This is a genomic window from Bacillus sp. cl95 (genome assembly GCF_900115925.1).
In the GTDB taxonomy this organism is placed as follows: Bacteria; Bacillota; Bacilli; order Bacillales; family Cytobacillaceae; genus Neobacillus_A.
Genome location: NZ_FOYF01000005.1, coordinates 108534 through 130260, shown reverse-complemented (window position 1 = coordinate 130260; position 21727 = coordinate 108534). Strand labels below are relative to the sequence as shown.

At 42.3% G+C, this 21727-nt stretch carries 22 protein-coding genes; all 22 read left to right on the top strand.

Annotated elements, in window-relative coordinates; translation table 11 throughout:
• Positions 1 to 27: 27 nt before the first annotated feature.
• The 22 genes from BMZ31_RS14615 (at position 28) to atpD (ending at position 21720) form a co-directional block, all read left to right on the top strand.
• On the top strand, positions 28 to 384 hold the full coding sequence (locus BMZ31_RS14615; protein WP_090832667.1) for a KGG domain-containing protein: 357 nt from the start codon (positions 28 to 30) through the stop codon (positions 382 to 384).
• A gap of 297 nt (positions 385 to 681) precedes the next feature.
• On the top strand, positions 682 to 1128 hold the full coding sequence (locus BMZ31_RS14610; protein WP_090832666.1) for a GNAT family N-acetyltransferase: 447 nt from the start codon (positions 682 to 684) through the stop codon (positions 1126 to 1128).
• Positions 1129 to 1302: 174 nt separating this feature from the next.
• Positions 1303 to 2337 carry an L-threonylcarbamoyladenylate synthase gene (locus BMZ31_RS14605; RefSeq protein WP_090832665.1) on the top strand — a complete coding sequence of 345 codons (1035 nt, stop codon included), beginning with the start codon at positions 1303 to 1305 and terminating at the stop codon, positions 2335 to 2337.
• A 272-nt stretch (positions 2338 to 2609) separates the two neighbouring features.
• A complete protein-coding gene (locus tag BMZ31_RS14600; RefSeq protein WP_090832664.1) occupies positions 2610 to 3164 on the top strand; it encodes a manganese efflux pump MntP in 555 nt (184 codons plus the stop codon).
• 260 nt (positions 3165 to 3424) lie between these two features.
• A complete protein-coding gene (locus tag BMZ31_RS14595) occupies positions 3425 to 3883 on the top strand; it encodes a low molecular weight protein arginine phosphatase (RefSeq protein ID WP_090832663.1) in 459 nt (152 codons plus the stop codon).
• A 1-nt stretch (position 3884) separates the two neighbouring features.
• Entirely contained in the window at positions 3885 to 5174 is a 1290-nt protein-coding gene (locus tag BMZ31_RS14590; protein ID WP_090832662.1) for a methyl-accepting chemotaxis protein, read from the top strand.
• A gap of 354 nt (positions 5175 to 5528) precedes the next feature.
• Positions 5529 to 6500, top strand: coding sequence for a nuclease-related domain-containing protein (locus tag BMZ31_RS14585; RefSeq protein WP_090832661.1), 972 nt, complete (start codon positions 5529 to 5531; stop codon positions 6498 to 6500).
• Between the two features lie 414 nt (positions 6501 to 6914).
• A complete protein-coding gene (gene rpiB / locus BMZ31_RS14580) occupies positions 6915 to 7355 on the top strand; it encodes a ribose 5-phosphate isomerase B (RefSeq protein ID WP_090832660.1) in 441 nt (146 codons plus the stop codon).
• Positions 7356 to 7382: 27 nt separating this feature from the next.
• Positions 7383 to 7949 (top strand): TIGR01440 family protein, encoded by a 567-nt coding sequence (locus BMZ31_RS14575; RefSeq protein ID WP_090832659.1) that lies wholly within the window; start codon positions 7383 to 7385, stop codon positions 7947 to 7949.
• A gap of 118 nt (positions 7950 to 8067) precedes the next feature.
• Complete coding sequence (glyA, locus tag BMZ31_RS14570) at positions 8068 to 9309, top strand: serine hydroxymethyltransferase (RefSeq protein ID WP_090832658.1); 1242 nt, start codon at positions 8068 to 8070, stop codon at positions 9307 to 9309.
• 410 nt (positions 9310 to 9719) lie between these two features.
• Positions 9720 to 10349, top strand: a complete 630-nt coding sequence (gene upp, locus BMZ31_RS14565) for a uracil phosphoribosyltransferase (RefSeq protein WP_090832657.1) — start codon at positions 9720 to 9722, stop codon at positions 10347 to 10349.
• Positions 10350 to 10824: 475 nt separating this feature from the next.
• Positions 10825 to 11970: a non-hydrolyzing UDP-N-acetylglucosamine 2-epimerase gene (wecB, locus tag BMZ31_RS14560; RefSeq protein ID WP_090832656.1), complete on the top strand. Its 1146-nt coding sequence runs from the start codon at positions 10825 to 10827 to the stop codon at positions 11968 to 11970.
• A 269-nt stretch (positions 11971 to 12239) separates the two neighbouring features.
• Complete coding sequence (locus BMZ31_RS14555; protein WP_090832655.1) at positions 12240 to 14465, top strand: S8 family serine peptidase; 2226 nt, start codon at positions 12240 to 12242, stop codon at positions 14463 to 14465.
• A gap of 437 nt (positions 14466 to 14902) precedes the next feature.
• Positions 14903 to 15127: an AtpZ/AtpI family protein gene (locus BMZ31_RS14550; protein WP_090832654.1), complete on the top strand. Its 225-nt coding sequence runs from the start codon at positions 14903 to 14905 to the stop codon at positions 15125 to 15127.
• Between the two features lie 2 nt (positions 15128 to 15129).
• On the top strand, positions 15130 to 15504 hold the full coding sequence (locus BMZ31_RS14545; protein ID WP_090832653.1) for an ATP synthase subunit I: 375 nt from the start codon (positions 15130 to 15132) through the stop codon (positions 15502 to 15504).
• A gap of 21 nt (positions 15505 to 15525) precedes the next feature.
• The gene (gene atpB, locus BMZ31_RS14540) at positions 15526 to 16239 is read left to right on the top strand and encodes a F0F1 ATP synthase subunit A (protein WP_090832652.1); all 714 of its coding nucleotides are present in this window, start codon (positions 15526 to 15528) and stop codon (positions 16237 to 16239) included.
• A 75-nt stretch (positions 16240 to 16314) separates the two neighbouring features.
• Positions 16315 to 16527: a F0F1 ATP synthase subunit C gene (gene atpE / locus BMZ31_RS14535; protein ID WP_090832651.1), complete on the top strand. Its 213-nt coding sequence runs from the start codon at positions 16315 to 16317 to the stop codon at positions 16525 to 16527.
• Between the two features lie 154 nt (positions 16528 to 16681).
• The gene (gene atpF / locus BMZ31_RS14530; RefSeq protein ID WP_090832650.1) at positions 16682 to 17212 is read left to right on the top strand and encodes a F0F1 ATP synthase subunit B; all 531 of its coding nucleotides are present in this window, start codon (positions 16682 to 16684) and stop codon (positions 17210 to 17212) included.
• Positions 17209 to 17745 carry a F0F1 ATP synthase subunit delta gene (locus tag BMZ31_RS14525; RefSeq protein WP_090832649.1) on the top strand — a complete coding sequence of 179 codons (537 nt, stop codon included), beginning with the start codon at positions 17209 to 17211 and terminating at the stop codon, positions 17743 to 17745. Before atpF ends, BMZ31_RS14525 begins: the two co-directional genes overlap by 4 nt.
• 24 nt (positions 17746 to 17769) lie before the next feature.
• Positions 17770 to 19278 carry a F0F1 ATP synthase subunit alpha gene (gene atpA, locus BMZ31_RS14520; protein WP_090832648.1) on the top strand — a complete coding sequence of 503 codons (1509 nt, stop codon included), beginning with the start codon at positions 17770 to 17772 and terminating at the stop codon, positions 19276 to 19278.
• Between the two features lie 87 nt (positions 19279 to 19365).
• Positions 19366 to 20223 carry a F0F1 ATP synthase subunit gamma gene (locus BMZ31_RS14515; RefSeq protein WP_090832647.1) on the top strand — a complete coding sequence of 286 codons (858 nt, stop codon included), beginning with the start codon at positions 19366 to 19368 and terminating at the stop codon, positions 20221 to 20223.
• A gap of 78 nt (positions 20224 to 20301) precedes the next feature.
• Positions 20302 to 21720 (top strand): F0F1 ATP synthase subunit beta, encoded by a 1419-nt coding sequence (gene atpD / locus BMZ31_RS14510; protein ID WP_090832646.1) that lies wholly within the window; start codon positions 20302 to 20304, stop codon positions 21718 to 21720.
• Positions 21721 to 21727 lie beyond the last annotated feature (7 nt).

Sequence of the window (21727 nt, the reverse complement as noted above, 5' to 3'; positions counted from 1 at the left end):
GCAAAACTTCTTAGGAGGTATCTTCTCATGACAACAAATAGTCAAAAGCTTACACATGAAGAGCGAGGCCGCCTAGGCGGTAAGGCAACGCGAAAAAAACACGATAAAACATTCTATCAACAAATTGGCAGCAAAGGCGGAAAAGCGACGAGCCAGAAGTACGATAAAGAATTCTACCAGGAAATCGGCCGCAAAGGTGGAGAATCGACTGCTCAAAACCATGACAGTGATTTCTATCAGGAAATTGGTCGTAAAGGTGGCGAAACAACGTCTGAAAATCATGACAGGGATTTCTTCCAGGAAATTGGTCGTAAAGGCGGAGAAGCAAGAAGCCAAAACGGTAATAATCCCTTGAATGGTAGAGGGCGTAAATCCAACAACTAATTGAAAATGTGAAAGAGATAGACGGCAGCAGTTAGCTGTCGTTTTTCTCTTAGGCTCTTTTCGTAAACTCTGTTGCATTCAAAAATAAAAGAAAAATCGGCTTCTGGATTTTTACGACTCTTTATGAATATTGGTTCAGGAACTTCTCGAAGAGAGCCCCGAAGCCATAAAACATGCAGGATGAGAGTGTATTCGAAAGGCAACAATAAATGTGAAAACAGCCTTTTATTAAATATGGTTCTACTTTCTCTACCTTTTCATATTCATAGAGTAGAATCCTAAAAAGAGGTGGAGAACATGCAAGCGACGATCCGTTATGCTGATGAAAATGATGTGAAAAAACTGCAGGATTTCCTGACTAAAGCGAAACTAGGAATTGAGGGAATCACAGAGGAAACGGCTCAGTACTTTCTTTTACTAGAAGACGAGCAGGGAAATACGAAAGGTACGCTCGGAATTGAGCCTGCTGGCAAGGCGGGTTTACTACGCTCCCTTGCCATTGCCCCAGGTATGGCAGAAAAAGATATTTTTGTCTTGTTTGATAGGATGCTAGTTTTAGCAAAAGCGAAGGGAATCGAGACATTATACTTGGCGACAAATAAACCGGGAGCGATTCCGTTCTTTCAAGTGCTAGGATTTAGGCATGTGGATAGCAAGGAACTCCCAGTTGAAATAACCGACAGCCAGCACGTTCAACGGGTTTTATGTGTGGATAACTCATTATTTTTAAAATTTTCTCTATAATTGTGGGTATATCCACAAAGTTATCCACCGTTTGGATAAAGTTATGCACAATTTGTGGATAAGACTTGTATTTATCCCCTGCTTCTTTTATACTTTCTAGCGTACTTACTGGAAATTATAAGTCTTTTGAAGCATTTTTTAAATAGAGATTGTAATCTTTGAAGGTGGATAACTATGGAGACAAAACGTTGGTTAGTGGATAACCCTGTGGATAATGTTTTAGAAATAGAAGAAGCGGCTCAATTTTTGATGGATAATGAAGTAATTGCGATACCGACCGAGACGGTTTATGGACTTGCAGGTAATGCAAATAGTGATGAAGCAGTCGCGAAAATCTTTGCAGCTAAAGGTCGACCATCCGATAATCCTCTTATCATTCATGTTGCAACAAAATCTCAAATTGACAGTTTTGTAGAGGAAGTTCCAGACAAAGCGGCCAAGCTTATGGAAGCCTTTTGGCCTGGTCCTTTGACGATTATTTTAAAAAAGCGTGAAGGTGCCCTTTCTGCAAAAGCTTCTGCTGGTCTAAACACGGTTGCTGTCAGGATTCCTGATCATCCCGTAGCACTTGCGGTATTGGAGAAGTGTGGTTTGCCGATTGCTGCGCCAAGTGCCAATCAGTCTGGTAAACCAAGTCCTACTTCGGCAAAGCACGTCATGGATGACTTATTAGGAAAGATCGCCGGAATTGTGGACGGAGGCTTAACAGGAGTTGGTCTCGAGTCAACAGTAGTCGATTGTACAGAAACGATTCCGGTAATCCTAAGGCCCGGTGGAATCACAAAAGAGCAGCTGGCAGATGTAGTTGGAGAAGTGACAGTGGATCCTTCACTGCAAGATGAAGCCTTAAAGCCGAAATCTCCTGGTATGAAATATCGCCACTATGCTCCAGATGCACCACTATACATTGTGGATGGCAGTACCAGTTTCCTTCAACATCTCGTTGATGAGAAAAAAAGGGAAGGTTTGCGGGTGGGCATACTGACGACTTCAGAAAATCTTCATCACTACACGGCGGATGCGGTCATCGCATGTGGACAAAGGGAGAAGCCGGAAACGGTTGCCAGTGCTTTATATGAAACTTTAAGAACCTTCAATGATGAAGGACTCGATTTGATTTACAGTGAAATTTTTTCAACGGCTGGTGTTGGCCAGGCAATCATGAATCGATTGCTAAAAGCAGCGGGCAATAAGATCATTACAGAATAAGGCTGTTTTCGCATTGATTGTTGCTTTTCGGATGTTACTCTCATTTCGTATTTCTTTTGGCTTCGGGGCTCTTTTCGGGAAGTTCCTGAAAGAAGAATTCATAAAAAATTGTGAAAATCCAGAAGCCGATTTTTAGATCTGCATGTGAAGCAATAAAGTTTACGAAAAGAGTCTAGAATAAAAAACGAGGGTCTTTCTTTCCAGGAAGACCCTCGTTCTATTTTCCTTTGGACGTGCATATGTTGAATTAGCAAGTCCAAGGGGGCGAAAGAATGGCAGCAATGGTTGGGGAAGTCGTGACGCTCGTATTAATGGCGTTTGCACTAGGGATGGATGCATTTTCGATCGGCCTCGGAATGGGGATGTATAAATTGCGGCTACGGCAAATCCTTCGAATCGGTCTCACGATTGGAATATTCCATGTCATCATGCCGTTGTTTGGCATGATAGCCGGAAAATTCCTTTCTGATCAATTTGGGACGTTTGCTTCATACATAGGCGGTGGATTACTGGTGATGCTAGGCGTTCAGATGGTTTTATCCAGTCTGAAGAAAGACGAAGAAAGTGTGATTACCCCAGCTGGTCTAGGCTTATTGATATTTGCATTAAGCGTCAGTCTTGATAGTTTTTCAGTCGGCTTGACGCTCGGTATTTACGGCGCAAAAACCGCACTCGTCATCATTTGTTTCGGGATAGCCGCAACCATCCAGACGTGGCTAGGTTTACTGCTAGGGCGTAAGGTGCAGGGCTGGTTTGGCCATTATGGGGAAGCCTTGGGAGGCAGTATTTTGTTTGCCTTCGGTTTGAAATTATTGTTGCCTTTTTAAAAGGAATACACCACAACCGAAAATGGGTGTGGTGTTTTTTTATTGTGAGGATGGATGGGGTTGTCGAAAGGTTTGGCGGATCATCACAACCAAATTGTCACAGGATATTCACTTTTACACCTTAGAAATATAATTTTTCAAGAAACCGCTTAAGATATGATAATTTCATGCCGATTTATTAAGAGAGAGGTGAAATTCATTCCTCTGTATTCGGCATGAAGAATTGCTCTATAATGATAGAAAAAAGGAGGCAAACTCTCATGCAACGTATCCTATTTGTTTGTACTGGCAACACTTGCCGCAGCCCGATGGCAGAAGCAATTTTAAAAAATCGAAATCTATCAGAGGTCGAAGTGAGATCAGCTGGTGTGTATGCAGCAGTTGGCAGCGATGCTTCCGATCATGCAAAAAGTGTCCTTAAGGAAAATGAAATCCAACATGAGCATACATCAAAACAGCTTTCAGAAGACGATGTAAAGTGGGCAACGCATATCCTGACCATGACTGCTTCTCATAAGAGTGTCATCTTGCATCACTTTACCGAAGCTGCCCAGAAAACTTTTACGTTAAAAGAATTCGCTGGTTCCGTCTCGTCAGCGGACATCGGTGACCCATTCGGCGGCAATTTGAATCACTACCGGGAAGCCTATCGCGAGATTGAGCAGAATATAGATTCAGCCATTGAGCGGTTAAATAATGAAAAAACTTCAGGGGGATAACATGGAAGAGAAAAAGCGTTACAAGTTTGGGTTGAGAAAGAAACTGGTTCTGTTTACAACAACGCTAGCAGTCATTACTTACACAACATCGGCTCTATTTATCTATTTGGTTTATCCGTTTTTTGAAAAAGCAGTTAGTCAAGGCATGTTTACGGTAATCACACTGATCCTAGGAATTATGTGGTCAGGAATTCTAGCGTTTTTTGCAGCTGGATTCATTACAAAATCTCTTCAAAGTCTTGAAAAAGTAGCGCTAAAAGCAGCAAACGGCGATATTAGCGAGGATGTAAAGCTTGCTAAGTCCGATGACGAAATTCGCTCTCTAGGTGAAGCGTTTAACAACATGCTTGCGAATATCAGAGAAATGGTTCATCACATCGATGATAACTTCAAAGAAACAAATGAGAAAGTCATCGCTATTTCACAGCAATCAGCATTGTCCGCTGAACAGGCTGAGGCCATTTCTAGAACCATTAGTGATATTTCACTTGGAGCTGAGAACTCTGCTGCGTCCATTCAGGCTACAGTAGAGTCAGTCAACGACGTGATTCATATTGCAGAGGAAGTTCAGGAGAAAGCGAAAACGTCTGAAGATGTATCGAAGAATATGGTCAATGAACTAAGCCGCTCTAAACAGGTGATTCAGTCGCTTGTAGCAGGAATTGAGCGCCTTGCTGAAGATAATCAAGCATCATTGCAAACAGTACAACGTCTAGAAGACAATGCAAACCAAGTCGGACAAATCATCCAGCTTGTCGGGGATATTGCGGCACAAACGAATTTGCTCGCATTGAATGCTTCGATTGAAGCCGCTCGAGCGGGAGACCATGGAAGAGGTTTTGCGGTCGTTGCTGAAGAGGTACGAAAGCTTGCTGACGAAAGTGCCAAAGCTGTTCAAGGTATTTCCGAGTTAGTCCAAAACATCCAGACGGAAGTTCAAAATGTCGTAAAACAAATAAGCCTTCAAGTGGCAACCGCATCAAGTGAAGCTGTAAAAGGCACGAAAACAAACGAAGTGATCGAAGAGATGACAGCAACGGTCAATGATATGGCAGGCATGGTCAAATCGATTACGCTCCTTGTCGACCGCCAAATGGATCACATCCAGCATACGTCAACGCAATCACAGGAAGTAGCCGCGATTGCTCAAGAAACGTCTGCGGGAGCTCAAGAGGTAGCCGCTTCGACTCAACAACAGGTCGACGTTATTGAACATGTTGATGAACTTGCCTCCGACTTGAAAGTACAAGCGGACAAGCTGAAAAATACGATTACGAGATTTAAATTATAATAAGCATGAAAGCCAGTCGCGATGGAGCGGCTGGCTTTTTTTAAAGAAAAGAATGGATAAAATTTAAACCTATCATAGTCCTTGGTGTGGTAGTTCTCTTTTATGAAGGGATTATTAGTTTTCTGAAAATTCAATTTGGCGTAATATAAACTAAAACCCGCGGGACTTTAAAGGAATCCCACGGGACTTTCAACAAAGTGTGCGGGATTTTTGATATTTTGCGCGGGACTGAAAAAAGTAACTTCTTTTATTTCAGCTATAGGCACAAAACTGCCATTTAGTCTTACAAAAATGGCAGGAATGATCCTCTTGTTTGAAGAAGTTTACTCCGATAACTAAAAGGGAGGAGTAAATTTGATCGTTAAAGAAAGAAAAAAGCCAATAAGACTACTATTAGTAGAAGCCCTTTTAAGAAGACTTCCAAAAGAGCATCCTAAATACTCCCTCATTGAGAGGGAATTTCTCAAAAGAAATGCAGGATACAATGGTGAAAAGGCAAATGATTTTCCACTGAAACTCATTTCAGATAAGGATTATTTTATCTTGCATGATTTATGTCTACCTTATAAAGATGTATTCTTTCAAATTGATACACTTTTATTAAGTACTCATTTTTTTCTTATACTAGAAACAAAGAATATTACAGGTTCTTTATTTTTTGATAAGAACAATGACCAATTGATCCGAACGTATAAGGGTGTAGAACAGGGACTTTCCGATCCGCATACGCAAGCTAGACGACAAATCTTCCAACTGAAAACTTTATTAAGCAAGTACTTTGCCTTAAATATACCTCTCGATTATTTGGTAGTTATCAGTTACTCTTCAACCATCCTCAAAGGCCAAAACCTCAAAAAAGTTTGTTACGCAAATAATATCCCTGAAAGAATAGAAAAGCTTGAGAAGCAATTTATGTCTGAATCCATCTCAAAAAAGGAAATCCGCAAAATTTATAAATTACTCCTAAATAAACACACTACCCAGTTTTTCGATATTGAAAAGTTGTTTGAAATTGATAAAAGAGAAATCTTGTTGGGTGTTCAATGTCCTAAATGCTTGCAATTAAAGATGAAATACCACAGAGGTAGTTGGCAATGTCGCTTCTGCAATAACCTTTCGAAGCACGCACATCTGGCAGCCTTAATCGATTACTATCTTTTGTTAGATCGAACAATAGGTAATTACCACTTCAAGAATTATCTTGGCCTTCCCACAAGTAATATAAGTCAAAAAATGCTCCGTACATTAGATTTAACCTATACTGGTTCAACCTGCAAAAGGTTTTATCATCTTCAACCTCTCTTTGATAAATATAAAAAGGAGTAACCCCAAAAGGAAACCCACCACATAACCAGCCGCGAACCTGGCTCTCTCCGAATTTCAGATATTAAACAAAGCCCACAGCCCCAACCAAACGGTCCGATTTTGATAAAGACCTTCAAAATAACAGCTTCTCCCCTACGAGTTTCTCCAGGAGGATTACCTAAATGGTTTCGTCATCTATCGAGCGGGAATCCTGTACAATGGAAGAAAAGACGTATGCGCTCGTTGTGGAAATAACGAAGTGAGGGAGTTTGCAAGTGACTGAAGTGGCAAATATGAAGCTGCCCTATTCAAAAGCACACGCCAGCCATTCAGACATAAAATTTCACACAATCTTTTAAAATAAGCTTGAGTATGTCAAAATAAACACGAGAGGTCTGCAAGAGGTGAAGCAGACAAAACGAGGAGGTACGGTATATGAAAGTGGCAATTGCTTCTGATCATGGCGGTATCAACATCCGCAAAGAAATGATGAACTTAATGGACGAACTAGGAATTCCCTATGAGGATTTTGGTTGTGAATGTACGACTTCAGTAGACTATCCTGATTATGCACTTCCGGTAGCTGAAAAAGTAGCCAATGGCGAATTCGACCGCGGCATATTAATTTGTGGTACAGGAATTGGCATGAGCATCGCGGCAAACAAAGTTAAAGGCATTCGCTGCGCGCTTGTTCATGATACTTTTAGTGCAAAGGCAACACGCGAGCACAACGATACCAATATGTTGGCAATGGGTGAACGCGTCATTGGTCCAGGACTGGCAAGAGATATAGCGGAAATTTGGCTGACAACCGAATTCGAAGGCGGACGTCACGAAAACCGTGTTAGCAAAATTAAAAACTACGAAAACAAATAAATTTTTAACATAAAAGGGGTTGTTCAAATGCTGACGCAATGGGAAAGCGAACTAGAAACGATCCTTGCTGAATTTCAAACTCAAGTGGAATGGAAAAAGGGTAGCGTGCTTGTTGTCGGTTGCAGTACAAGTGAAGTAATCGGTGAAAAAATTGGCACAGCAGGCACGTTCGATGTTGCAGAAATGATTTTCAGCCAGCTTCAGAAATTCTCAGTGCAAACTGGCGCAAGCCTTGCTTTTCAATGCTGTGAGCACTTGAACCGTGCCCTCGTTGTGGAACGGAAAACAGCAGAAGAGAAAAACCTGGATGAAGTTACGGTCATCCCAGTTAGGACGGCTGGTGGCGCAATGGCGACCTATGCCTTCGAACATCTTTCAGAAGCGACAGTCGTTGAATTCATCAAAGCGGATGCCGGAATCGACATCGGCCATACCTTGATGGGCATGCACTTGAAGCATGTCGCTGTTCCAGTACGAACGAAACAGAAGACTGTCGGACATGCACATGTGACGCTTGCCAAAACAAGGCCGAAACTAATTGGTGGCGCTAGAGCCGTTTATGAGTCAACGAAAGAAAATGAGTCGTGCAGATAAGGGGAAAAGGCATTCCTTTTATTTAATAGAAGAAACGTGTTAAAATAAGAAGGAATTTTCTAACTAGTAAGACAACATGGATACATAAACAAAAATGCATTTTTCAAGGGGGAGTAAGATGAAAAACTTAGCTCAGCAAGATGCACAATTATTTAATACGATTCAAGATGAATTGAAACGTCAGCGCACGAAAATCGAACTGATTGCGTCCGAAAACTTCGTTAGTGAAGCGGTAATGGAAGCACAAGGGTCAGTTTTGACAAATAAATATGCTGAAGGATATCCAAGCAGACGTTATTATGGCGGTTGTGAATACGTTGATGTGGCAGAGAATTTGGCGCGCGACCGTGCGAAGCAAATTTTTGGAGCGGAGCATGTGAATGTTCAGCCACACTCAGGTGCACAAGCGAACATGGCTGTATATTTTACGATTCTTGAGCAAGGCGATACGGTTCTGGGGATGAACCTTTCACACGGTGGACATTTAACGCATGGAAGTGCGGTAAACTTCAGTGGCATTCAGTACAATTTCGTAGATTACGGTGTGGATGAAGAAACTCACCGCATCAATTATGACGTCGTTCGTGAAAAAGCGCTTCTTCACAAGCCGAAGCTAATCGTAGCTGGAGCAAGTGCTTACCCGCGCGCGATCGATTTCAAAAAGTTCCGCGAAATCGCTGATGAAGTAGGAGCATATTTAATGGTCGACATGGCGCATATCGCTGGCTTAGTTGCTGCTGGTTTGCATCAAAATCCAGTTCCATATGCAGATTTTGTTACGACAACAACGCACAAAACATTGCGTGGTCCACGCGGTGGCATGATTCTTTGCAAAGAAGAATATGCTAAAAAAATCGACAAGTCGATTTTCCCAGGAATCCAAGGCGGTCCGCTTATGCACGTTATTGCTGCAAAAGCAGTAGCATTCGGCGAAGCCTTGCAGGATGATTTTAAGCAATATGCTCAAAACATCATCGATAATGCGAACTCATTGGCAGAGTCACTTGTTAGTGAAGGCCTGGATCTTGTTTCTGGCGGCACAGACAATCATTTATTACTTGTTGACTTAAGATCTCTCGGTTTAACGGGTAAGGTTGCTGAAAAGGTTCTTGATGAAATCGGTATTACCGTGAATAAAAACACGATTCCTTTTGACCCTGAAAGTCCATTTGTAACGAGTGGTGTCCGTATCGGTACAGCTGCAGTTACATCTCGCGGCTTCGGTGCAGGCGAAATGAAGGAAATCGCTGCTATCATCGGATTAACGTTAAAAAATCATGATGATGAAGCGAAACTTGAAGAAGCAAAACAACGCGTTGAAGCTTTGACAAGCCGTTTCACGCTATATCCTGAATACTAATAGGATTGAACCGGTCTACTTTGTAGGCCGGTTTTTTTGTGTGATGTTTTTCTGAATATTAAATCACGCGTAATACTCGGTAAAGCGCGCGGGATTTTAGCAAATTCACGCGGGATTATGAGGAAAGTTTGCGGGATTATAGTTGGATTCCGCGGGATTATCTTGAAGTCATCAGGATTTATAGTCATAATCGCAGAAATCAAACAAAGTGGAATCTCTGATTCTTTCGAATATGATCCAGGAAACCAGTGCAGAAATTCTTCAGAAAAATCAAAGTATTATTAGTGTTTTCAGCCAACTGACAATTGAAAAATTTGTTCGTCTTGGAGTTGCTCATCGCCATTTTTTTCTGTAAAATTAGACGAAGTGTCAAGCACAGTCAAATTTAATATTGAAAAGGAGCGATTGTTGTGGCAAAAGTACACGTTTTTGATCATCCACTCATTCAGCACAAGCTTACATACATCAGGGATAAAAGCACAGGAACAAAGGAGTTCCGCGAACTGGTAGACGAAGTAGCAACATTAATGGCTTTTGAGGCGACAAGAGATTTGCCGCTAGAAGAAATTACAATCGAAACTCCTGTTAGTACAACTAAATCTAAAGTTCTTTCTGGTAAAAAACTTGGTATCATTCCTATCCTGCGTGCGGGAATCGGAATGGTTGACGGCATCTTAAAGTTGATCCCGGCAGCAAAAGTAGGTCACATCGGTCTTTACCGCGATCCGGAAACATTACAACCGGTTGAATATTATGCAAAACTTCCTAGCGACGTGGAAGAAAGAGACTTCATTGTTGTAGATCCAATGCTTGCAACGGGCGGTTCTGCAATCGAAGCGATCAATTCATTGAAAAAGCGCGGAGCAAAGCACATCATTTTCATGTGTCTAATTGCAGCTCCTGAAGGTGTAGCGGCTGTAGAAGAAGCTCATCCAGATGTAGATATTTATATCGCAGCATTAGATGAAAAGCTAAATGACCACGGCTACATTGTTCCAGGTCTAGGCGACGCTGGCGACAGATTGTTCGGAACGAAGTAATCATAAAACATACAAAGAAGTGTGATTTCCACACTTCTCTTTTTGAATAGTAAGAAGTTTCAAGGTATGAGGGAGATAAATGTCTAGCTCCAGCGCCTAGCCCCTCGGGGTTGTTTCTAAAAGCCGAAACAACTTTAATTGTTTTCTAAAGCCAAAACAATTTTAATTGTTTTCTAAAGCCAAAACAATTTTAATTGTTTTCTAAAACCAAAACAATTTTGGTTATAAGCCAAATCACTACAGAAATTAGGACAAGTAACGCTTCGACAGCGTTACTTCCCACGAAGAAAAAGCGATAGCACAAGGAATGCTTCCATGAATTCACATCGCACGAAATGATGCGAAAGCATCATGAGGATTTTCGAGGATGACTGCGGGATTCGTCTTATGCCTGTCGGGGCTAACCAAGGCGCTTGCGCTTTTCGAACGAGAAACAAAGCGGCCTTTTGGCTATGCATAGAAAGAAGGGTTTAAATTGAAAAAACCGATTAAGGTAATGACAATTTTCGGGACAAGACCGGAAGCTATCAAGATGGCACCGCTTGTGCTTGAACTGCAAAAACACCCTGAACATTTTGAATCGATTGTGACGGTGACAGCTCAGCATCGTCAAATGCTTGATCAAGTTTTGAACATTTTCAAAATCAAGCCGGATTACGATTTGAACATCATGAAGGATCGCCAAACACTCATCGATGTGACAACGAACGGACTTCAAGGTCTTGATAAGGTAATGAAAGAAGTAAAACCGGACATCGTCCTTGTTCACGGCGATACAACGACAACTTTCATTGCAAGCTTGGCTGCGTTTTATAATCAAATTCCAGTGGGGCATGTGGAAGCTGGTTTGCGCACGTGGAATAAGTACTCTCCATTCCCTGAAGAAATGAATCGCCAGCTGACAGGCGTAATGGCTGACATGCATTTTGCACCGACAGCTCTATCAGCGGAAAATCTTTATCGTGAAAACAAGAATAAAGAGAACATCTTTATTACGGGAAATACGGCAATCGACGCTTTAAAAACAACGGTAAAAGATCAGTACCAACACGATGTGCTTGATAAACTTGGGAACGATCGCCTCATTCTATTAACGGCGCATCGTCGTGAAAATCTTGGTGACCCGATGAGAAACATGTTCAAAGCGGTTAAACGCATCGTAGAAGAGCAGCCAGATGTGCAAGTGGTCTATCCCGTGCACTTGAATCCAGTGGTAAGAGAAATCGCGGCTGAAATCTTGGGCGATGATCCACGCATTCAGCTAATCGAGCCATTAGACGTAATTGACTTCCACAACTTCGCTTCACGAGCAACGCTCATTCTGACTGATTCCGGTGGCGTACAAGAAGAAGCTCCTTCACTTGGAGTACCAGTATTGGTTCTTCGTGATACGACGGAACGTCCAGAAGGAATTGCAGCAGGAACATTAAAGCTTGCAGGTGTAGACGAAGAAACAATTTACACGTTGGCAAACGAATTGCTGACTAACCAGACTGAATACGAAAAAATGGCGAAAGCTACAAATCCGTACGGCGATGGAAATGCTTCAAGCAGAATCTGCGAAAGCATCCGCTACTATTTCAAACAAACTTCTGAGCGTCCGGAAAACTATATTGTGTAAAAGGAAGCACCCATTTCGGGTGCTTTTTCTTATCTCTTTTACGAAAAGGGAAAAAATTCTGCGTAACGGGAAAAAATCTGACAGATACGGGAAAATAATTTTTAAAACGGGAAAATTCCCACGCGAAACGGAAATTAAGCCGGCCAAACAGGAAATTAACAATTCATGCATCCCTGACCAACTTCGCATCCCATTCAAATGCTCCGCAAACTCATGCATACAGACTCCTTCCTGAGAAAACCCTATATAAAAAGGAAGGAGACGAGCGGATGGCAAAAAAAATCACCATATTGCTTGTAATATTGATGATTTCAGCACAATGGACCGCCTCGGGGAGAGCGCTCGAGCATCCTCCAATACCAGTAGAATCAACCGAAACTTCGAAAATCGCAATCGTTATTACAAAAAAGCCTCTTAATGAACAAGAAATTAAAACTTTGCTGGAGCCATATCAGGATTTAGAACTTCGCTATGTTTTTAAACATGCATTGACAGGGTTTTCGGTAAAAGGGAAATCAAAAACGCTCCAAAAGCTAGAAGGAATAGAAGAAGTTCAACTCGTTTCACATGCGCAGTCATACTCAATAGATGGTGAAGAAAGCGTAAAAATGATTGGTGCAGAAGACGTACGGGGTTATTTTGACCGAAATAATCAAAGGATTACCGGAAAAGGCATCACGGTAGGCGTCATTGATACGGGAATCGATTATAACCACCCCGACTTGAGGCGGAACTATGGTGGGGGGCGCGATCTTGTCGACCAGGATGATGATCCGATGGAAACCTTAAGCTCGGCCGGTGCACCGACATTGCATGGGACACACGTAGCAGGAATCATTGCGGCTAATGGAAAAATAAAAGGCGTCGCACCGGAAGCCAAAATCAAAGCTTATCGTGCGCTTGGACCTGGGGGAAGTGGGACAACGGAGCAAGTGATTGCGGGAATTGAGCAGGCAATCAAAGATAAAGTCGATGTGGTGAACTTATCGCTAGGAAACAGCATTAATGGACCAGACCTGCCGATTAGTTTGGCTCTAAACAAGGCGGTAGACAGTGGGATTGTGGCCGTCACATCATCGGGCAATTCTGGACCAGGCATTTGGACAGTGGGGTCGCCAGGAACGGCAACAAAAGCCATTTCAGTTGGAGCATCCACACCAGTGATGAAGGTTCCTTTTTTACAAAAGGGAGGAACGGGGACGACAAAACTTGAAGCAATGGCAGGAGCAGCGGAGTGGAACATTGACCGATCTTTGCAAATTGCGGAAGGTGGAATTGGTCTTAAAGAGGATATGAAGAATGTGAAAAATAAACTAGTTGTCGTGAAGCGGGGAAGACTCACTTTTACAGAAAAAGCGAGGAACGCCCTAGAGGCAGGAGCCAAGGCCGTTTTAATTTATAACAATACAAAAGGAAACTTCTACGGCAACTTGGAAGAGAAACTGCCGATACCTGTGGCAGCGATTCCGAAAAAAGCGGGGGAGGAACTTCTAAGAAGTGGTGGATTGGCACGAGTTCATTTAATAGAAGAAAGTGATAGATTGGCCGACTTCAGTTCTAGGGGGCCTGTCACTTCAACATGGGAAATCAAGCCTGATGTACTTGCTCCAGGAGTGGCCATCAATAGTACCGTTCCAGGAGGATATATGCCGCTGCAAGGAACAAGTATGGCGGCACCTCATGTGGCTGGTGCTTGCGCATTATTGAAACAGGCGCATCCAGATTGGTCTCCAAACCAAATCAAAGCAGCTTTAATGAATGCTGCCAAACCGCTTGTGAAAAGTAAAGAATTATATCGCACATATGAACAAGGTGCGGGAAGGATTCAAATAAAAGAAGCTTTGGAGAGTCAATCATTGGTTACCCCATCTTCGATCCAGTTAGGGAAGTTTCAACTTGCCGATCGAAAACATCAACATAAGGCTTTCTTAACGATAGAAAATGTGAGTTCTGAAAAGCTCCGTTATTCATTTGACATCCCCAAAGCGGTCGAAGGGCTAAGGTGGAGAATGCCTTTCAGTTTTACATTGGCTCCTAAGCAGAAAAAAGATGTAGAAATAGAATTGACCGTTGAACCTCTCCTTTTGAAAGGGAAGATACAGGATGGGTATTTAAGCTTGAAGGCAGGAAGAAAAACCATTCACATTCCGTACTTGTATGTTCTTGAGGAGCCGGGATACCCAAGGGTAATGGGATTTGATCTAGCGGAAGGAGATCAAGCTGGAAGCTATCGATATGAGGTGTATTTACCTGGAGGGGCAGAGGAGTTTGGTATCGCCTTGTTTGATCCGGCAGATCTCACCTTCAAAGGCTTTCTAGATTCGGCTCGAAATGTGAAAAAAGGTATGCTGAAAAAGGATTTAAAAGGTGAGCAACTCCCAGAGGATGGGGATTACCTCATTAAAGTATTCGCTAAAAAGGCTGGCAAAGAAGATATGATTGAAATGATGATTCATATTGGAAAGAGTGAAGTGGGTGTAAAAACACATCAATAAGAGGGGTTTGCCCTCTTTTTTTATGCTCTTTTCTAAAAGATTGTTGAGGTTGATTGGAGCGGAAGGTGCGAGACTCCAGCGGGACTAGCGGGACAGGTGAGACCCCGGAGGCGCTTGCGCCGAGAAGGCTCACCGCCCGCCCCGCGGAAAGCGAGCATCCTGGAGTGGAAATCACCCTTCTTTTATAAAATGAGAGCGTTTTCGTTTTTCAAGAAATGCCCTTCAAAAAAATAAGACCAAATGATGAAAATTGAGTGACTAGTATGTGAATATTTTCACTCCAAATGGATTGACATTGATATTCCGCTATTGTATGCTTACAAAGGGCATGGAATGATAAGGTTTACAAAGGGCAATATCTAGTGTTTGTAACGTTTATCTTCTTACATAATAGTCTCTTTAGCATCTCGTATTCTCTTAAGAGAGGATTGGATAATATGCGTCAAAACAACCGCCACCCTTTTCAAGCGATGGCATTAATGTCTGTTATCCTTTCACAATTAGTTGGCTCCGTTTTGATCGGCATTTTCGGAGGAAGATGGCTTGATCATCAAATAGGGAGCGAACCGATTTTCTTAATTGTTGGATTGCTTTCGGGATTAGCGTCAGGGATTTATGCAATGCTTGCATTGATCCGCAAATTCTTTTCAGGAGAATCATAAACATGCCAGAAATTAGAGCGATGTACCTTAGGCAACGGAAACTCATCTTTACACTGTTGTCTATTTATGTTCTTGGCTGGGGGTTTACCTCTTACCAGTCAATATTCTTAGGGTTGATCTTGGGGACAAGCTTTAGTTTATTAATGTTATGGCAATTAGTGAGAAAATCACAGAAGTTTGACACAGATGTGTCGAATGGGAAGAAAGTCAAATCACTTGGTTCACTCTCAAGGATGGCTACAGCAGCGATTGCCGTGATTATCGCATTAAAGTACCCGGATAAAATCCATATTGCAAGTCTTGTTTTGGGATTAATGACATCATACATTGTCATTATGATAGATTTTTTTGTTCAAACTTTTCGTAAAAGCAAATAGCAGGAAGCGAGGTGAATTTTGATGAATCATGAAGCTCCTATTGTTACGTTTTTAGGACTTAATTTTAACCTAGCAAACATTATGATGATCACAATTGCAAGTGCTATTGTTTTAATCATTGCTATCCTTTCTACGCGTACAATGTCAATTAAACCTACAGGAATGCAAAACTTCCTTGAATGGGTAATGGACTTTGTTAGAAATATTATTAGCAGTACGATGGATTGGAAAGACGGTGGAAGATTCCACATTCTAGGTTTAACACTACTCATGTATATTTTTGTTTCGAATATGCTTGGGCTTCCGTTTTCAGTGGTAGTTGGCCATGAACTTTGGTGGAAATCACCAACAGCTGATCCGGTCATAACACTTACTTTAGCGGTAATGGTGGTTGTGCTGTCTCATTATTATGGATTACGTCTCTTAGGTCCTAAGGAATATGCAAAGGGATTCTTTAGCCCGATGAAATTCTTATTTCCTCTGAAAATTATTGAAGAGTTTGCCAATACTTTAACTCTTGGTTTGCGTCTTTACGGAAACATCTTCGCCGGTGAATTGCTATTAACGCTTTTAGCAGGCGGTTTAGCTTGGCAGGGTGCGTTAGGAATGATTGCAGCCGTACCGTTAACACTTGTATGGCAAGGGTTTTCAATATTTGTAGGTGCAATTCAGGCGTACATTTTCACAATGTTAACGATGGTATACATGTCACACAAAGTGAGTCATGACCATTAATATATACCTGTTCATCTAATGAACAAAACAAGTAAAAAAAATACTTTTCATACAATTTGAAGGAGGAACTTTATAATGAATCTTATAGCAGCAGCAATAGCAATCGGTTTAGCAGCAGTAGGAGCTGGTATCGGTAACGGTTTAATCGTAGGACGTACAGTTGAGGGTATCGCTCGTCAACCAGAAGCACGTGGTATGCTTCAAACTACAATGTTCATCGGGGTTGCGTTAGTAGAAGCATTACCGATCATCGGTGTAGTTATTGCGTTCATGGTTCTTGGTCAATAATAGGAAAACGTTGAATGGCGGAGAGGTTTCATTCTAAAAGCTTCGCCATTCCTTTATGCCTAAAATCTTTAATCTATCATCTTGATGTAAATAAATGAACATTGTCACATGTTGTTTTCCTAAGTGAAAGACTCTTGAAGGGAGTGAATCGAGGGTGTTAACAAGCAATTTTGTATTAGCTAGTGCTGAGGGTGCAGCTCACGGCATCAATGGTGGAGATATTCTATTCCAACTTATCATGTTCATCATCTTGTTAGCGTTGTTGAAAAAATTCGCGTGGGGTCCATTAATGGGCATCATGAAGCAACGTGAAGAGTTGATTGCGACTGAAATTGGGGCAGCAGAACAAAGCCGTGCCGAAGCAGCTAAAATTTTAGAAGAGCAACGTAATCTTTTAAAAGAAGCTCGCACAGACGCTCAGAATATTATTGAAAATGCTAAGAAACAAGGCGATATCCAACGTGAAGAAATCATCGGAACTGCTCGTACAGAAGCAGACCGTTTGAAAGAATCCGCTAAGCTTGAAATTCAGCAACAAAAAGAACAAGCAGTAGCTGCTATTCGCGAACAAGTTGCTTCATTATCTGTATTGGTCGCTTCTAAAGTGATTGAGAAAGAATTGACTGCAGCAGATCAAGAAAAGCTGATCAATGATTACATTCAAGAGGCAGGAGAAGGCCGATGAGCAACTCCATGGTAGCTAAGCGCTATGCGTTGGCACTTTTCCAATTGGCGAAGGAACACCAGATTCTTGAACAAATGGAACAAGAACTTCGCGTAGTGAAAGAAGTTTTTATCAATAATCCTGATATGAATGCTGTCTTGAAATCTCCGAAGCTTTCAGTTGAAAAGAAAAAAGAGATTTTAAAAGGAACATTCACATCTGCTAACCCATTCGTAGTAAACACGCTTATGCTTCTGATTGACCGTCACCGTGAAGATCAAACGGTGGAAATGGCAGAAGAATTCATCGTGCTTGCAAACGAAGCTCGCGGAGTAGCAGATGCAAAAGTATATAGTGTTCGTCCATTGACGGACTCAGAACGTGAAGCAATTTCCGTTTCCTTTGCAAAAAAGGTCGGAAAGAATTCTCTTCGTATTGAAAATATAGTTGATTCCAATTTGCTAGGTGGCGTAAAGCTACGCATTGGTAACCGTATTTTTGACGGCAGCCTTCGCGGGAAGCTGGATCGTTTAGAACGCAAATTGTTAGGCTAAGATTCGTAGATAGGGGTGAAACTCATGAGCATCAAAGCTGAAGAAATTAGTGCGCTGATAAAAAAGCAGATCGAAAACTATCAGTCGGAAATTCAAGTGAGTGATGTAGGTACGGTCATCCAAATTGGTGACGGTATCGCTCGTGCTCATGGCCTCGACAATGTCATGGCTGGAGAACTTGTTGAATTTTCAAACGGCGTTTTAGGTATGGCACAAAACCTAGAAGCAAATAACGTCGGTATTATCATTCTTGGACCATATACAGGTATCCGTGAAGGCGACGAAGTACGCCGCACAGGCCGTATCATGGAAGTTCCAGTTGGCGAAGAGCTAATTGGACGCGTTGTAAACCCATTAGGTCAGCCGATCGACGGCATGGGACCAATCAATACAACAAAAACTCGCCCAATTGAAAGCAATGCTCCAGGTGTTATGGATCGTAAATCCGTACACGAGCCGCTTCAAACGGGTATCAAAGCGATTGACGCTCTTGTGCCAATCGGACGTGGTCAACGTGAGTTAATCATCGGTGACCGTCAAACTGGTAAAACATCTGTAGCGATCGATACAATCTTGAACCAAAAAGGTCAAGACATGGTATGTATCTATGTTGCTATCGGACAAAAAGAATCTACTGTACGTAATGCGGTAGAAACGCTTCGTAAAACAGGTGCTTTAGAATACACAATCGTTGTATCTGCATCTGCATCTCAACCAGCTCCATTGTTATTCCTTGCTCCTTATGCAGGTGTTACAATGGCAGAAGAATTCATGTTCGCTGGCAAGCACGTATTGGTTGTTTATGATGATCTATCTAAGCAAGCTGCTGCTTACCGTGAATTATCCTTGCTACTTCGCCGTCCTCCAGGTCGTGAAGCATATCCAGGGGATGTATTCTACTTGCACTCACGCTTATTAGAGCGCGCTGCTAAGTTGAGCGACGCAAAAGGCGCTGGATCAATCACTGCATTGCCGTTCATCGAAACGCAAGCTGGTGACGTATCTGCGTATATTCCAACAAACGTTATTTCCATCACTGATGGACAAATTTTCTTACAATCAGATCTATTCTTCTCCGGTGTACGTCCAGCGATCAACGCAGGTCTTTCTGTATCCCGTGTAGGAGGATCAGCTCAAATCAAAGCGATGAAGAAGGTATCTGGTACACTGCGTCTTGACCTTGCATCATACCGTGAACTTGAAGCATTTGCTCAGTTTGGATCTGACCTTGATAAAGCAACTCAAGCGAAACTTAACCGTGGAGCGCGTACTGTAGAGGTTCTTAAACAAGACCTTAACCAACCGCTAAGCGTTGAGAAGCAAGTTGCAATCCTTTATGCATTAACACGCGGATTCATCGATGATATTCCATTAACAGATGTTCGTCGTTTCGAATCTGAATACCTAACATGGTTAGACCACAACCGCAAAGAGTTGTTAGACCATATCCGCACAACGAAGGATCTTCCTTCTGATGAAGATTTCTCAGCTGCAATCAACGCTTTCAAAAAGACGTTCGCTGTTTCTGAGTAATTAGAAAAGCGAAAGCGCCTTGGCGCTTTCGCTGGATAAGGAATTAAGGGTCTAACGACAAACTTTGAATGAAGGTGGTGAGAACCTGTGGCATCATTACGCGACATAAAATCCCGGATCACTTCTACTAAGAAGACGAGTCAGATTACAAAAGCGATGGAAATGGTATCCGCTTCTAAATGGAACCGTGGAGTTATGAATGCTAAGTCATTCGTACCTTACATGGAAAAAATGCAAGAAGTGACAGCTGCTATTGCACTTGGCAGCAAGAACTCCAACCATCCTATGCTTCAGTCCCGTCCAGTTAAGAAGACCGGTTATCTAGTTATTACTTCTGATCGTGGATTAGCTGGTGCATACAACAGTAACGTATTGCGTCAGGTATATCAGACGATTAAAAATCGCCATAAGTCGAATGATGAGTTTGCAGTAATCGCAATTGGTCGAGTTGGTCGTGACTTTTTCGCCAAGCGCGGCATGAATGTCGTACTTGATATTGTTGGTATTTCGGATCAGCCTTCATTCGCTGATATCAAAAATATCGCCAGCAGTACTGTCGGCATGTTCTCAGACGGAACATTCGATGAACTATATATGTTCTACAGCCATTACGTCAGTGCAATTCAACAAGATGTTACGGAGAAGAAGTTGCTTCCATTAACGGATATCGCTCCTTCTGGCAAGTTGACATCTTATGAATTTGAACCTTCTGCAGAAGAAATCCTTGACGTTTTATTGCCACAATACGCAGAAAGCTTGATTTACGGCGCTTTACTTGATAGTAAAGCATCTGAACATGCTGCTCGTATGACAGCGATGAGAAACGCAACGGACAATGCAAAGGAACTGATTAATGCATTAAGCCTAAGCTACAACCGTGCACGTCAAGCAGCGATTACACAGGAAATTACCGAAATCGTCGGCGGTGCGGCAGCTTTAGAATAGTAAAAAAATATTAGACTGCAGGTGGATTTCGGTCCCCCTCGGTCTTTCGTTTGAAAGAGTAAGTTAGGAGGGAATAAGATGAACAAAGGACGCGTTCTTCAAATTATGGGTCCGGTTGTTGACGTAAAGTTCGAAAGCGGACAATTACCTGAGATCTATAATGCGTTAAAAGTTGTCAGTGCTGGCAGCGAGTCTGGTGTTGAAATCAACCTAACTCTTGAAGTAGCCCTTCATTTAGGTGATGACACAGTTCGTACAATCGCAATGGCTTCTACTGACGGATTAACTCGTGGAGTGGAAGTACTCGATATGGGTGCGCCTATCTCTGTACCGGTTGGTGACGTAACACTAGGCCGTGTATTCAACGTTTTAGGAGAAACAATTGACCTTGATGCAGCTATTCCTGCAGATGCTCGTCGTGATTCAATTCACAGAGAAGCACCTACATTTGAACAGCTTTCAACTCAAGTTGAAATCCTAGAAACTGGAATTAAAGTAGTAGACTTACTTGCTCCTTACATCAAGGGTGGTAAGATCGGTCTATTCGGTGGTGCCGGTGTAGGTAAAACCGTTTTAATCCAGGAATTAATCAACAATATCGCACAAGAACACAGCGGTATCTCTGTATTCGCAGGTGTTGGTGAGCGTACGCGTGAAGGTAATGACCTTTACCACGAAATGACTGACTCAGGCGTTATCAAACAAACAGCGATGGTATTCGGACAAATGAACGAGCCTCCTGGTGCACGTATGCGTGTTGCCTTGACTGGTTTGACAATGGCTGAATATTTCCGTGATGATCAAGGACAAGACGTTCTATTCTTCATGGATAACATCTTCCGTTTCACTCAAGCAGGTTCTGAGGTTTCCGCGCTATTAGGCCGTATGCCTTCTGCCGTTGGTTACCAACCGACACTTGCTACTGAGATGGGGAAATTGCAAGAGCGTATCACGTCTACAAACGTTGGTTCTGTTACTTCGATCCAAGCGATCTACGTACCAGCCGATGACTACACGGATCCAGCTCCAGCTACAACATTTGCTCACTTAGATGCAACAACTAACCTTGAGCGTAAGCTTTCAGAAATGGGTATCTACCCTGCGGTGGATCCACTTGCTTCAACTTCTCGTGCATTGTCACCAGAAATCGTTGGAGAAGAGCACTATTCTGTAGCTCGTCAAGTTCAACAAACATTACAACGTTATAAAGAACTTCAAGATATCATTGCGATCCTTGGTATGGACGAATTATCTGATGATGATAAATTAGTCGTACACCGCGCTCGTCGTGTTCAGTTCTTCTTATCACAAAACTTCCACGTTGCTGAACAATTTACTGGTCAAGCAGGTTCTTACGTACCAGTAAAAGAAACAGTAAAAGGATTCAAAGAAATCCTTGATGGTAAGTATGACCACCTTCCAGAAGATGCATTCCGCTTAGTCGGCCGTATTGAGGAAGTAATCGAAAGTGCGAAACGCATGGGTGTAGAGGTCTAAAACATGC

Excerpts from the sequence above, each read along its gene's own strand:
- atpE (WP_090832651.1), top strand. The coding sequence starts at position 16,315 with ATGAATCTTATAGCAGCAGCAATAGCAATCGGTTTAGCAGCAGTAGGA.
- BMZ31_RS14525 (WP_090832649.1), top strand. The coding sequence starts at position 17,209 with ATGAGCAACTCCATGGTAGCTAAGCGCTATGCGTTGGCACTTTTCCAA.
- atpB (WP_090832652.1), top strand. The coding sequence starts at position 15,526 with ATGAATCATGAAGCTCCTATTGTTACGTTTTTAGGACTTAATTTTAAC.
- BMZ31_RS14545 (WP_090832653.1), top strand. The coding sequence starts at position 15,130 with ATGCCAGAAATTAGAGCGATGTACCTTAGGCAACGGAAACTCATCTTT.
- BMZ31_RS14610 (WP_090832666.1), top strand. The coding sequence starts at position 682 with ATGCAAGCGACGATCCGTTATGCTGATGAAAATGATGTGAAAAAACTG.
- BMZ31_RS14605 (WP_090832665.1), top strand. The coding sequence starts at position 1,303 with ATGGAGACAAAACGTTGGTTAGTGGATAACCCTGTGGATAATGTTTTA.
- BMZ31_RS14590 (WP_090832662.1), top strand. The coding sequence starts at position 3,885 with ATGGAAGAGAAAAAGCGTTACAAGTTTGGGTTGAGAAAGAAACTGGTT.
- BMZ31_RS14615 (WP_090832667.1), top strand. The coding sequence starts at position 28 with ATGACAACAAATAGTCAAAAGCTTACACATGAAGAGCGAGGCCGCCTA.
- atpD (WP_090832646.1), top strand. The coding sequence starts at position 20,302 with ATGAACAAAGGACGCGTTCTTCAAATTATGGGTCCGGTTGTTGACGTA.
- BMZ31_RS14555 (WP_090832655.1), top strand. The coding sequence starts at position 12,240 with ATGGCAAAAAAAATCACCATATTGCTTGTAATATTGATGATTTCAGCA.
- BMZ31_RS14575 (WP_090832659.1), top strand. The coding sequence starts at position 7,383 with ATGCTGACGCAATGGGAAAGCGAACTAGAAACGATCCTTGCTGAATTT.
- BMZ31_RS14600 (WP_090832664.1), top strand. The coding sequence starts at position 2,610 with ATGGCAGCAATGGTTGGGGAAGTCGTGACGCTCGTATTAATGGCGTTT.
- rpiB (WP_090832660.1), top strand. The coding sequence starts at position 6,915 with ATGAAAGTGGCAATTGCTTCTGATCATGGCGGTATCAACATCCGCAAA.
- atpA (WP_090832648.1), top strand. The coding sequence starts at position 17,770 with ATGAGCATCAAAGCTGAAGAAATTAGTGCGCTGATAAAAAAGCAGATC.
- BMZ31_RS14550 (WP_090832654.1), top strand. The coding sequence starts at position 14,903 with ATGCGTCAAAACAACCGCCACCCTTTTCAAGCGATGGCATTAATGTCT.
- glyA (WP_090832658.1), top strand. The coding sequence starts at position 8,068 with ATGAAAAACTTAGCTCAGCAAGATGCACAATTATTTAATACGATTCAA.
- BMZ31_RS14595 (WP_090832663.1), top strand. The coding sequence starts at position 3,425 with ATGCAACGTATCCTATTTGTTTGTACTGGCAACACTTGCCGCAGCCCG.